Origin of the sequence: Microbacterium yannicii PS01 (genome assembly GCF_000304335.1) — a bacterium.
In the GTDB taxonomy this organism is placed as follows: Bacteria; Actinomycetota; Actinomycetes; order Actinomycetales; family Microbacteriaceae; genus Microbacterium; species Microbacterium yannicii_A.
The window spans coordinates 104,903-117,170 of sequence record NZ_CAJF01000008.1 but is presented as its reverse complement, the minus strand read 5'-3'; the positions used below and the strand labels follow the sequence as shown (position 1 = coordinate 117,170).

The 12,268-nt window shown below is 69.3% G+C and carries 13 protein-coding genes; 6 read left to right on the top strand and 7 right to left on the bottom strand.

All coding sequences use genetic code 11. From position 1 onward, the window contains the following. Nucleotides 1-12 precede the first annotated feature (12 nt). From WYM_RS06585 to WYM_RS19480, 4 genes are all read right to left on the bottom strand, one after another. Nucleotides 13-1,233 (bottom strand): epoxide hydrolase family protein, encoded by a 1,221-nt coding sequence (locus tag WYM_RS06585; protein ID WP_019180034.1) that lies wholly within the window; start codon nt 1,231-1,233, stop codon nt 13-15. A 162-nt stretch (nt 1,234-1,395) separates the two neighbouring features. Beyond that, a complete protein-coding gene (locus tag WYM_RS19485; protein WP_019180033.1) occupies nt 1,396-2,232 on the bottom strand; it encodes a helix-turn-helix transcriptional regulator in 837 nt (278 codons plus the stop codon). Nucleotides 2,233-2,315: 83 nt separating this feature from the next. Further along, nucleotides 2,316-2,948 carry an MEDS domain-containing protein gene (locus WYM_RS06575; RefSeq protein ID WP_019180032.1) on the bottom strand — a complete coding sequence of 211 codons (633 nt, stop codon included), beginning with the start codon at nt 2,946-2,948 and terminating at the stop codon, nt 2,316-2,318. A gap of 133 nt (nt 2,949-3,081) precedes the next feature. After that, the gene (locus tag WYM_RS19480) at nt 3,082-3,753 is read right to left on the bottom strand and encodes a TetR family transcriptional regulator (protein WP_083866158.1); all 672 of its coding nucleotides are present in this window, start codon (nt 3,751-3,753) and stop codon (nt 3,082-3,084) included. Nucleotides 3,754-3,886: 133 nt separating this feature from the next. On the opposite strand from WYM_RS19480, the gene WYM_RS06565 reads away from it, so the two are divergent. Both WYM_RS06565 and WYM_RS06555 read left to right on the top strand, forming a co-directional pair. Continuing rightward, the gene (locus WYM_RS06565) at nt 3,887-4,690 is read left to right on the top strand and encodes an alpha/beta fold hydrolase (protein WP_019180030.1); all 804 of its coding nucleotides are present in this window, start codon (nt 3,887-3,889) and stop codon (nt 4,688-4,690) included. A 337-nt stretch (nt 4,691-5,027) separates the two neighbouring features. Beyond that, nucleotides 5,028-5,669, top strand: a complete 642-nt coding sequence (locus WYM_RS06555) for a nitroreductase family protein (RefSeq protein WP_019180028.1) — start codon at nt 5,028-5,030, stop codon at nt 5,667-5,669. Between the two features lie 50 nt (nt 5,670-5,719). Here the strand turns inward: WYM_RS06555 and WYM_RS06550 are convergent, their stop codons facing one another. From WYM_RS06550 to WYM_RS06540, 3 genes are all read right to left on the bottom strand, one after another. After that, nucleotides 5,720-6,013, bottom strand: a complete 294-nt coding sequence (locus WYM_RS06550; protein ID WP_019180027.1) for a hypothetical protein — start codon at nt 6,011-6,013, stop codon at nt 5,720-5,722. A 150-nt stretch (nt 6,014-6,163) separates the two neighbouring features. Next, the gene (locus WYM_RS06545) at nt 6,164-7,378 is read right to left on the bottom strand and encodes an acetyl-CoA C-acetyltransferase (RefSeq protein WP_019180026.1); all 1,215 of its coding nucleotides are present in this window, start codon (nt 7,376-7,378) and stop codon (nt 6,164-6,166) included. Between the two features lie 33 nt (nt 7,379-7,411). Continuing rightward, nucleotides 7,412-8,680, bottom strand: coding sequence for an acyl-CoA dehydrogenase family protein (locus WYM_RS06540; RefSeq protein WP_019180025.1), 1,269 nt, complete (start codon nt 8,678-8,680; stop codon nt 7,412-7,414). 113 nt (nt 8,681-8,793) lie between these two features. Between WYM_RS06540 and WYM_RS06535 the strand changes: the two genes are divergently transcribed. The 4 genes from WYM_RS06535 (at nt 8,794) to WYM_RS19475 (ending at nt 12,229) form a co-directional block, all read left to right on the top strand. Then, nucleotides 8,794-9,441, top strand: coding sequence for a QsdR family transcriptional regulator (locus tag WYM_RS06535; protein WP_019180024.1), 648 nt, complete (start codon nt 8,794-8,796; stop codon nt 9,439-9,441). 4 nt (nt 9,442-9,445) lie between these two features. Further along, nucleotides 9,446-9,859 carry an acyl-CoA thioesterase gene (locus WYM_RS06530; RefSeq protein WP_019180023.1) on the top strand — a complete coding sequence of 138 codons (414 nt, stop codon included), beginning with the start codon at nt 9,446-9,448 and terminating at the stop codon, nt 9,857-9,859. Nucleotides 9,860-9,940: 81 nt separating this feature from the next. Next, nucleotides 9,941-10,993 (top strand): phosphotransferase family protein, encoded by a 1,053-nt coding sequence (locus WYM_RS06525; RefSeq protein WP_019180022.1) that lies wholly within the window; start codon nt 9,941-9,943, stop codon nt 10,991-10,993. Nucleotides 10,994-11,062: 69 nt separating this feature from the next. Continuing rightward, entirely contained in the window at nt 11,063-12,229 is a 1,167-nt protein-coding gene (locus WYM_RS19475) for an acyl-CoA dehydrogenase family protein (RefSeq protein WP_019180021.1), read from the top strand. Nucleotides 12,230-12,268: the final 39 nt, after the last annotated feature.

Below are 12,268 nucleotides of genomic sequence, written 5' to 3'. Positions count from 1 at the left end.
TGCCTTCCCGGCTCATCGGAGGGACCGGAACGCGGCACGCAGCTCCTGCGAGAACAGCTGCGGCTGCTCCCACGCGGCGAAGTGGCCGCCACGGTCGAGCCGGTTGAAGTGGATGAGGTTCGGATACGCGCTCATCGCCCAGCTCCGCGGCGCGGCATAGATCTCGTCAGGGAACACGCTGACGGCGACCGGGATCGTGACGCCCTTCGGCGCGAAGAACGGAAGCTTGCTCTCCCAGTAGAGGCGCGCCGACGACACCGCCGTGTTGGTCAGCCAGTACAGCGTGACGTTGTCGAGCACGTCGTCCTTCGACAGCCCCTCGGATGCGCCGCCGAACACGCGGGCGATGAGGTCGTAGCTGCGTGCGTCGTGATCGAGCATCCAGGCGGCGAGTCCGACGGGTGAGTCAGCGGTCGCAGCGAGCGTCTGCGGTCGGTTGCTCATCTCCTGCGCGTAGGCGAGCCCATGCGCGTAGAAGAACGCGAGCTGGTCCCACGCCCCGTGCTCCTCCGGCGACAGGGTCTCCGGCGCCGATGCGCCGCTCGTCAGTGCCTCCTGGATCGAGTCCGGGACGGTCGCGGGCATGTTCGTGTGGATGCCGACGAGGCCGGGAGGCGTGAGGAGCGCCATCTGCTCGGTGACCGCGTTGCCCCAGTCCCCTCCCTGCGCGACGTAGCGGTCGTAGCCGAGTCGTCGCATCAGCTCGATCCACGCCTTCGCGATCCGGATGGGGTCCCATCCGGTCTCGGTCGGCTTGCCGGAGAACCCATGTCCGGGCAGCGACGGGATCACGAGGTGGAAGGCGTCGTCAGCGTCCCCTCCGTGGGATTGCGGGTCCGTGAGCGGCCCCACGATCTTCATCTGCTCGACGACGGATCCGGGCCATCCGTGCGTCACGATCATCGGCAGAGCATCCTCGCGGGGCGACCGGACATGGATGAAGTGGATGTCGACCCCGTCGATCTCGGTGACGAACTGCGGCAGCTCGTTCAGGCGCGCCTCGACTCCTCGCCAGTCGTAGTGGTCGGCCCAATGCGCAGCGAGGTTCTGGAGGACCCCGAGCTGGACGCCTTGCGAGGCGTCGTCCACGATCTCCCGGTCAGGCCATCGCGTGGCCCGGACACGCGCGCGCAGATCGTCGAGAGCGGCCTGCGGGACGTCCACGCGGAACGGACGGACCGCATCGCGGCCGTGCTGCTCGTCAGCGTCGAGAGAGGTCTGGGTGATGGTCATGATGGCTCCTGCCGGTCGAGGGGTGCGCAACTGCGCCCGACTTCGACGGTCCCGCACTCGCTCGTCCCGCTCGTCGGGGCAAACCCCCAATTCGACGACGCGGCGAAGCTGAAGTGAGGGGAAACCCTCACATCGAGGGCGCGTCTGCCCGCGGGTCGCCGACTAGCCGATGCCGTTGTGGAAGGCGAACGCCGTCGCCTCACTGCGTCGTACGACGCCGATCTTCCGGTACAGGCTGGTGATGTGACGTTCGATCGTCCTGTCGCTGAGCCACATCACTCCGGCGATCTCCTTGTTGCTCAGCCCTTGAGCCAGCAGTCCCAGAACTTCCGTCTCGCGCCGCGTCAACGACGGTCGCGGACCGAGCGTGCTCGTGTCCTCCGAGAGACGCGCGCGCTCGCTCGAGACGCGCCGGCCGTCGCTGACCGGGTCGACCGATGACTCCGCCACAAGTCGGGCCGCTTCTCTCAGACGCTGCGCCGCCGCCGACAGCGCCGGTTCGACGTCATCGACGAGGGCGCTGAGCACAGCAGTCTGCCGCCGAAGACCGGACTCCGCGGCGGCTCGTGCTGCGTGCTCGCGCGTCAGGCGTCGCGCGGTGTGGATGGCGATGGCCGCCTGGCTGACGGCGACCCTGAGCAGGTGCGTCTCGGTCTCGGTGGGAAAGGATTCCCGCTGGCTGGCGGCCAGCACCAGGCCCGTGCCCCACGGGAGTGCGAGCGGCAGGCTCGTGATGCGAACGCGGATCGACCCGGTGCCGAAGCCGACGGTCGTGAGGCCCGAGGTCGACGGCCCGTCCGCTGCGATCTTCGGCTGAAGCTCGTCGGGCGGTCTCGGCCCGGACGGCCGCCACACCTCGAGGGGATCGTGCGGGTCGTCGAAGCGCGCGTACACGCTGTCGAGCCCCAAGACGCTTCCGATGACGCTGAGCAGCCCGTCCGCGATCTCGAGTGGCTCGTGGTCGACCCACAGGGCTGGGAGCGCGAGGAGCGCGCCCATATCGCGCAACCACCGCCGCGATTCCGCGGCTTCGACCCCCTCCTCACCGAGAGCGGAAGCGCCCGTATTCCACTCGGCGGAAGTCAAGACGCCGCCAGCCGCGCGCGCTCCTCCAGGAACTCCGCGGGATCGACGAAGAAGGGATTCTCCTGCAGCATCCCTCCGACGACGACCATCGGGTGAGTGCGCAGCACGTCGACGATGAAGCCCCCGTCGAACAGCGAAGCGTCGTACGAGCAGATGACCACATGCTGGTGCTGGGCATGAATGAAGTTGGCCCGCGCTTCGAACTCGATCAGCTGGTCCGCGACGCCGTCGCGATCGGCCGCCCATCCCATGTCGCACATCATGCGCGTCTGTGGCGCGGCCGGATCGAGCAGCAGGTGATCGATCAGATCGTAGGTGTCTTGTGGATCGAAGTCACCGGTTCGCAGGTAGGTGTCGGCCCAGGTGTGCACCTCGCCGCGGTGACGATGCAGCAGGTCGCCGGCGTCGTATCCGAGCCGACGGATGCGGTTGATCGGCGTCGCCGTCTCCGCGGGGCTGACCACATACAGCAGGCGATCTCCGCGATCGATCCCCTGGCTGATGAACGGGTCCAGCACCGCGTCCGACTCTCGATCGCCGTTCACGAAGGAGCAGACGTGGCGGTATCGATCGAGGACTCCGCCCGCGAACGTGACCGGCTCAGCCGGTGCGCGAGGGTCGACTTCCATGCGAGGTTCTCGGTCTTCTCGATCGGGCAGCGATAGCCAGTGGGTCGACGGCTGGAGTTCGAGCGTGAGGCCTGCAGGCTACTCCTCTATCGCGGCTGCGACAACAGTCCCCTGCTCGGAGCGCCTCCGACCATCAGGCGATGTCGTCGCGACCCGCGAAACCCTTGATCCCGAGTGGCCAGTAGTCGATGGGTTGTGCGTCCGTTCCGCTGAGCGGGGAGTGGCCGGGTATGAGTCCCGCACGCAGGGCGGACAGCATGCGCCTTCGCCGCATCCCGATTCGGCCGGGGTCGTGACTGGTGACGGTCGAGATGGCTGAGATCCAGTCGTTCAGATCGTTCCAGGTCGCGTCTGCCCGGAGCACCCCCGCGTCGTGGAATCGCGCGACGAGCGCAAGCCCGCGGTCATTACCGAGCCGGGACGCGCGGACGTCGTCATCCGTCGGGGTGTAGGTGCCGTTGGTAGCCCACATGAACGCATGGATGTCGAGCTCGAGCATGCCGGACAGAAAGTCGTCCAGTACGGCCGAGGGCGGCTTTCCAGCTTCCAACGCCTCGTGAGCGTGGTCGATCAGGGTCGTGAAGCGCAGCGTGCACTCTTCCGCGACCCGCTGCAGGAGGGCTTCCTTGCTCGGGTACCGCAGGTAGATCGCCGACTTGCCGACGCCGGCAGCGGCGCCGACAGCGGCTACGGACGCGCGAGGGTCGGCTGTCAGTACTCGGCGAGCGGCATCGAAGATGCGCACGTCGTTCTCCGCGGCCTCTCGCGCACGCCCACCCCGTCGAACTCCCCCGGCGCTGTTCACGCAGCCAGCCTACTTGAACAGACCGGAACGGTCCGTTAGCGTTACTCTAACGGACCCTATCGGTCCGTTAGTGACCGGTCTTCTGAGGCCCCTGGCTCGGGGCGTCGTGAGGTCTGAACGAAGGAGGAGATCGATGGCCTACGTGACGTCCACCGACGGCACCCGCATCGGGTACGACAGGCTCAGCGATAGCGGTCCGCTCGTAATTCTCGTCAGTGGCGGCCTGGACGACGGTACGGAGAACCTGCCCCTCGGCGAGTTCCTGACCGGGACGTTTACCGTTGTCGTCTACCGGCGCCGCGGGCGCGGCGACAGCGACGACACCCAGCCCTACGCCCTCCAGCGCGAGATCGAGGATCTCGCCGCTGTGATGGAAGCCAGCGGTGGCCGGGCGCATGTGTTCGGCGCATCCTCCGGTGGCGCGCTCGCCCTCGAGGCAGCAGCAGCGGGTCTGCCCGTCGAGCGCATCGCCGCACACGAGGTGCCGTACCTGATCGGCGAGGAGATGCTCGCTGCGTGGCACGTGTACACGAGAGAGCTCTCCCTGGCACTCGACGTCGACGACCGCGACAAGGCACTGCGGTTATTCATGCGCCTGGCTGGGTCGTCCCCCGAGGACATCGCGGCCGCTGAAACATCGCCGTTCTGGCCGGGACTGCGAGTGCTCGCACCGACGCTCCGCTACGACGCGGCCTGTCTTGGCGACGGGCCGCCTCCGGCAGCGAGGCTGGCGAGCATCGCACAGCCGGTGCTGCTGACGACGGGCGTGACGCTCGACCCGCACTCGGCCGGACTGCCCATGGACTTCTTCGGTGCAGCAGCCGATGCGGCCGCCGCAATCCTCCCCGGCGGACGCCGCGCCACCGTCGAGACCGTCGGGCACATCGCCGATCCCGCTCGCCTCGGCCCGCTCCTGACCGCTTTCTACACCGGCTGATCAGGGCTGACGGTCGGTGTAGGCACGAATCCGAGAAGCTTCACCGCCAGGTCGTCCTCTGTGACGGTAGCGAACCCGTCGAACGACATTGACGAGTAGAGGACGACTCGGGACACGAGGGTCAATGTCTACGGCGTGAACATTTGCGTCCCTCGCAGCCGCGCGTCGGCCGTGGCGGAGGAATGTTCTCTCTCGCGGCTCTATCGCTTTCTCGGCCCTGCGCCCGAATGGCCGCCGGGCGATCCACGACTCCGTAATCGACTCCAGCAAGTCCCGAATGAATGTATCGTCCCCGATCGCTGAGACTCGCCCTGGCGGCTCCCGCTAACGTCGAGCCATGAGCGACGTACTCCCCCTGAGCCCCGACGAGTTGCTGACGACAACCCGCTCGGTGCGGCGACGGCTCGACCTCGACCGACCCGTACCGGTCGACGTCGTCCGAGAAGCCCTTGAGGTCGCGCTTCAGGCACCGACAGGAAGCAACGCGCAGACATGGCACTGGATCGTCGTCACCGACCCGGACAAGCGTGCCGCGATCGCCGAGTTGTATGCGCGATCCTTCGCCCGGTATCGCGCCTCCGGGGGCAGGAGCTACGCCGACCCGACGCGTCAGGCAGTGCAGCAGCGGGTCTCGTCGAGCGCCGACTACCTTGCTGAGCACATGGCTGACGTCCCCGTCCTCGTGATCGGCGCGATCTACGCGGGTGCTGAGGAGTTCGAGCCTGGGAGTCAGGCCGGTCTGTGGGGCTCTCTTCTCCCGGCCGCCTGGAGTCTGCAGCTCGCGCTGCGGGCACGCGGCCTCGGCAGTGCGTGGACGACCCTGCATCTCGCGTACGAGCGCGAGATCGCAGAACTCCTCGGCATCCCCCCGACCGTGCGTCAAGGCGTGCTGCTGCCCGTCGCGTACACCGTCGGGACGGACTTCCGACCCGCCCACCGCGCGCCGCTCGACGACGTCCTGCACATCGACGGCTGGTGAGGTGAACGGCGTCAATCCGCACGTCGCCCGACGCAGCCGGCCCCAATGATCTACTCCAGCGCGGCAACGCGTCGGTTGTGAGCGGGAATGGCCATGATGCCAGGGGCCAGCGCCGCGGCCGAGACCACCGCTGACCAGTACCCGATCGTGGGCGGCAAGAACCCCGCCGACAGAGCGACCAGGAAGACACCGAGGGCCCGCAACCCGATCGCCGTTGCCGACGGCACGTCGGGGTTTCGCCAGTACGGGAGGCGTCGGCCCGCATTCACGCGGCTCGCAACCCTCATCGAGGTGTAGAACGCGCAACCACCGACGACGACCCCTAGCGCGGCAACGATGTCCATCGATCCATCTGATCATCGGAGCTTCCAGGGCGCAACGGGCGCGGCAGCGGTCTTCCACCGCTCCAGTCCCGCGCACCCGCGACGACTCGAAGATGCCCGTTCAGCCCGCGGATGTCGCCCGCGAAGCCTCGCTACGCGACGATCCCGCGCTCACATCCGCTCGAGGACCATCGCCATTCCCTGGCCGCCGCCGACGCACATGGTCTCCAGACCGTAGCGGCCGCCGGTCGCGGCCAGGCCGTTGATGAGGGTCGACGTGATGCGGGCGCCGGTCATGCCGAACGGGTGCCCGACCGCGATCGCGCCCCCGTGCACATTCAGCCGCTCGGGGTCGACGCCGAGCTCGCGTGCCGACGGAATCACCTGGGCGGCGAAGGCCTCGTTGATCTCGACGAGGTCCATGTCGTCGATCGACAGGCCGGCGAGCGCGAGGGCGCGCCGGGATGCCTCGACGGGTCCGAGTCCCATCACCTCCGGCGAGAGCCCCGACACGCCGGTCGACACGATCCGGGCGAGGGGGTTCAGACCCAGCTCGTCGACCACGCGGTCCGAGACGACCACGACGGCCGCCGCTCCGTCGTTCAGCGGGCAGCAGTTGCCTGCTGTCACCGTGCCGTCCGGCCGGAACACCGGCTCGAGTGCCGCCAGAGCCTCGACCGTCACACCGGGCCGCGGGCCGTCGTCGGCCGCGACGACCGTCCCGTCGTCCAGGGAGACCGGTGTGATGTCGTTCGACCAGAAGCCCGAGGCGATCGCCGCTTCGGCGCGCTGCTGCGACCGTGCCGCGAAGGCATCCTGCTCCTTCCTCGTCACGCCGCGCCGCTGCGCGACGTTCTCGGCGGTCTGGCCCATCGCGATGTACGGGTCGGGAACGGCGCCGTCGGCGCGGGGATCGGTCCAGACGGGCGCACCCGACAGCGAGCGGGCAGCCGTGCGCTCGAGCGCCGTAGAGAACCGCGGGTTGACGGCATCCGGGATATCCGACGCCCCCGCGCCGTACCGCGAGACCGACTCCACGCCGGCCGAGACGAAGACGTCCCCCTCCCCGGCCCTGATCGCGTGGAACGCCATGCGAGTCGTCTGCAGTGAGGACGAGCAGTACCGGTTCACGGTGGCACCGGGCACGGTGTCCCATCCGAGCAGCACGGCGACGATGCGGGCGAGGTTGAAACCCTGTTCGCCGGCGGGCTGGCCGCAGCCGACGAGCAGGTCGTCGATGCGGGCGGCGTCGAGTGCGGGCACGGCGTCGAGCGCCGCACCGATCATCCGCGCGGCGAGGTCGTCGGGGCGAATCCCGGCGAGCGATCCCTTGCGGGCGCGGCCGATCGGCGAGCGGGCGGTGGCGACGATGTAAGCCTCGGTCATGAGCGAGAACCTTTCGGAAGACGGATGCCGGGGTCAGACGAACGCGGCGATGCCGGTGATGGCGCGCCCGACGATGAGGGTGTTCATGTCGTAGGTGCCCTCGAAGGTGTAGACCGCCTCGGCATCGGCGAAGTAGCGCGCGATGCCGTAGCCGGCCGGGATGCCGGCGCCGAGCTGATCCTGGCCGCCGAGTTGGATGCCGTTGCCTCCGCAGATCTCCCGGCACAGGGCGACGGTCTCCCGCACGCGCGCGCTCACGAAGGCCTTCGCCATGGCCGAGTGGTGGTCGGCCTGGATCCCTTCATCCTGCATCTGCGACACGCGCACGCTCAGCGCGATCGACGCCGTGATGTTCGAGAGGGCGACGGCGAGCTTCTCCTGCACGAGCTGGAACGACGCGATCGGCTTGCCGAACTGGATCCGCGCCTTGGCGTACGCGAGCGCCGCCTCGTAGGCCCCGACCCCCACGCCGAGCGCCTGCCACGCGACGTCCGCGCGGGTCAGTCGCAGCACGACGGCGAGATCGCGGAAACCCTCGATGCGCTGAAGACGGTCGGCCTCGGCCACGACGACGTTCTCGAGGACGATGTCGGCATTCTCCACTCCTCGCAGCGACTGCTTGCGTTCGATCTTGGTCGCCGCGAAGCCGACGGCGGGCGTGCGGACGAGGAACCCCTTGACCTGATCGTCGGCGAGGTCCCGCGCCCAGATCACGACGAGATCGGCGAACGCGCCGTTGCCGATCCAGCGCTTGGACCCGTTGAGCACCCACTCGGCGGTGCCGTCGCTCCGGACGCGTCGCTCGGCGGTGGTCTCGAGACCGCGGGCCGTATCGGATCCGTGCCCGGGCTCGGTGAGGCCGAAGGCCGCGACGAGCTCGCCGGCTGCGAGCTTGGGCAGCCACTCGGCTTTCTGCTCATCCGATCCGCCGACCGCGATCGAGGTCATCGCCAGCCCGCTGTGCACGCCGATGAAGGTCGCGATCGACGGGTCGGCGCGGGACAGCTCCATGGCGACCCAACCGCGGAAGACCGCGCTGTTCTCGAAGCGCCGCGTCTCGGGAAAGGCGTTCGCGTAGAGACCGAGCTCCGCGATGCGCGCGACGAGGTGACGCGGGCTTTCGGCGCGCTCCCACAGATCGTCGGCGTAGGGCCTCACCTTGGCGTCGAGGAACGCCCGGATCTCGGTGAGGGCGCGCTGCTCGGCATCCGTCAGCAGGTGCTGGAACGCGTAGAAGTCGGCGTCCAGCAGGTCGGCGGGGCCGGATGCCTCGGTACGAGGCGGGGTGAGGGTGAACGTCATCGTTGCTCCGATCGTCGGTGACCTCCGTCGAGTATGCATCATTCTTCAAAAATGTTGCACAACGTCCCGCGGTTCGTTGCAGCTCCAGCCTGACGCGCGGGTAGAGTGCCCGCATGACGACCACCACGGCACCTTCGCCGACCATCGGCACCGTCGGCCTCGACGCGGCCCCGTCGTGGCTCTCGGCGCGGCTGGCCGAGGCGTCTCACCCGGATGCGGTGCGGGCGTTCGAGGCCGCGCGGACAACTTTCATCAGCGGCCGGCGCATCGACATGGGCGCACTGGCGGGCTCCCTCGGAGTGGATCGCACGTCGCTCTTCCGCTGGGTGGGCAACCGCGACGCGCTGCTCGGCGAGGTGCTGTGGTCGCTCGCGATCCCCACCCTGGTCCAGGCCGAGCACGCCTCCTCCGGACTCTCCGGCGGCGAGCGCATCGCCGGCATCCTGACGCACTTCGTCGACGACCTGATCACCGCGGAGTACTTCCGCCACTTCCTGCGGCGTGAGCCGGCGCGAGCACTGCGCCTGCTCACGACGAAAGAGAGCCCGATCCAGCGGCGCTACGTGGCCACGACGGAGTGGCTCGTGCGACGCGAACTCGGCGACGAGCCGCTCGGGGGTGCGATCGATCCCGCGGGCCTGGCCTACCTCCTGGTGCGGATGTCGGAGTCGTTCACCTACGCCGACCTCATCTCGGGCGACGCACCCAGCGCCGACCGGGCGCGCGTCGCGTTCCGCCTCCTGCTGCGGGTCGAGAGCTGAACCGATGAGCGCCTTCCCGGTGCGCGAGCCGTTCGCGACGCGCTGGAACGACAACGACCAGTACGGCCACCTCAACAACACCGTGTACTACGCCGCGATGGACACCGCCGTGAACGCCTTCATGATGCGCGAGGGCGGTCTTCAGCCCGGCGGCGACGGCCCGATCGCGCTGTGCGCGGCGTCGTCCTGCGAATTCCACGCGTCGGCCGCGTTCCCCGAGCTGCTCGAGGTGGGCATCGGCATCGAGCGCCTCGGCACGACGAGCGTGATCTGGGCCCTCGGCATCCTTCGTCCTGGAGAGGACCAGCCGATCGCGACGGGGCGATTCGTGCACGTGTTCGTGGATGCCGCAACCCGGCGCCCGACCCCCGTCACGCCGTCCGTCCGCTCGGCGATCGAGTCCCGGCTCCTCATCTGACACACTCGGCTCGCTAACAAACCGACCATCCGGTATGCTCGCCTCATCGGCCCGATGGCGGGCGAGAAGGGCGGGTCGAGGATGACCGGAGTGCCGGGACTCGATGTCGCGGGTCTGACGACGTGGCTCACGGCCGCGCACCCCGACCTCGTGGCAGGTCCGGTGACGGCCGAGGTCATCGCGGGCGGCCGGAGCAACCTCACCTATGCGGTCGATGGCGGGCGGATGCCGCTGATCCTGCGCCGTCCACCGCTCGGGCACGTGCTGTCGAGCGCACACGACATGCGGCGCGAGCACCGCGTGATCTCCGCGCTGGCCGACACGGCGGTTCCCGTGCCCCGGGCGATCGACGTCGTCGACGACACCGAGCCGGCGATCGTCACCGGCACCGTCTTCTTCGTCATGGAACGGGCGCCCGGCCGCGTGCTGGCGCGCCGCGCCCAGAACGCGGACTACACGGCGGCGGGACTGCGCAGACTCGGGCTCGACCTCGCGCGACACCTGGCGGACCTGCACGCGGTGGATCCCGCTGAGGTCGGCCTCGCCGACTTCGGCCGCCCCGACGGCTACCTCGCACGGCAGCTGTCGACGTGGCGACGCCAGCTCGACGCCTCGCGGTCGCGCGAGACCCCGCAGCTCGACGCGCTGCAGGCGAGCCTGGCGGACGGCATCCCCCGCACCATCCGGTCGGGAATCGTGCACGGCGACTATCGCCTCGACAACGCGCTCGTGGTCGGCGGCGGCGACGAGCCGCGCATCTCGGCGATCCTCGACTGGGAGATGGCCACGCTCGGGGATCCCTTCGTCGACGTCGGCATGCTCGGCATGTACTGGGATATCGCCGCTCTTCCCGGCGGCGAAGGAGTCGTGCCGAGCGCGGTCGATCCGGCAGCCGGCTACCCCGGCTTCGACGAGCTGGTCGAGGCGTATGCCGAGCGCGCCGGCATCCGGGTGCCGGACCTGCGCTGGTACCGGGCCTTCGCCGCGTACAAGCTCGCGGTCATCCTCGAGGGGATCCACTACCGATTCCAGGCCGGCGACACCGTCGGCGACGGGTTCGACCGTATGGGCGCGCTCGTCGAGCCGCTCGCACAGGCGGGCCTGGACACCACCCGAACCCATGGAGTGCGCTGATGGACTTCGCCCCCCGATGCCACCGCCCGCGAGTTCACCGAGCGGGCCCGCGCCTTCCTCGACGACCACGTGCTGCCCGCCGAGCCGGTGCTCGAGGAGCAGCTCGCGGCGACCCCGGGTGAGTGGGGTGTGCGCCCTGTCGTGCGGGCGCTGCAGGAGAGCGCGCGGGCGCAGGGCCTGTGGAACCTGTTCCTTCCCGGTGGCGAGCACAGCACAGACAATCCCGCCGCGGGCAACGGCGGCGCCGGTCTGACGAACCTGCAGTACGCACCGGTGGCCGAGGTGACCGGGTGGAGCCCGCGCCTGGCGCCGGCGGCATTCAACTGCGCCGCCCCCGACACCGGCAACATGGAGGTGCTGAACGACTTCGGCACGCCCGAGCAGAAGGAGCAGTGGCTCCAGCCGCTGCTCGAAGCCCGCATCCGTTCGTCGTTCTGCATGACCGAGCCCGACGTGGCGTCGTCGGACGCCACCAACATCGGCACGCGCATCCGCCGCGACGGCGACCACTACGTCGTCTCGGGCCGCAAGTGGTGGTCGACGGGAGCGATGAACCCCGATGCGGCCATCTTCATCGTGATGGGGAAGACCGATCCGGATGCCGCGCGCCACCGCCAGCAGTCGATGATCCTGGTTCCTCGCGACACACCGGGCGTGCGCATCGTGCGGCCGCTCACCGTCTTCGGCTACGACGACCGCGACCATGGCGGCCACGCCGAGATCGCCTTCGACGAGGTGCGGGTCCCCGCCGCGAACCTCATCGCCGGCGAGGGCGACGGCTTCTCGATCGCGCAGGCGCGACTGGGTCCCGGCCGCATCCATCACTGCATGCGGGCGCTGGGCATGGGCGAGCGCGCGCTGGCCCTGATGACCGAGCGAGCCCGCACGCGCGAAGCCTTCGGCCGCTCGCTCGCCGAGCAGGGCGTGGTGCGCGAGTGGGTCGCCGAAGCCCGCATCCAGCTCGAATCCCTCCGGCTTCTGGTGCTCAAGACCGCCTGGCTGATGGACACCGTCGGCAACAAGCACGCGATGACCGAGATCCAGGCGATCAAGATCGCCGTCCCTCGTGCCGTGCAGCAGATCATCGACCGCGCCATCCAGGTGCACGGCGGCGCCGGGGTGTCGTCCGACACCCCGCTCGCAGAGCTCTACGCGGGGGTGCGGTCGCTGCGCATCGCCGACGGCCCCGACGAGGTGCACCTCGCCGGCCTCGGCCGCGCACAGCTTCGGACCTGACGCACCCTCTCGGACCGGTTGCCACGTCGAAGGAGACAG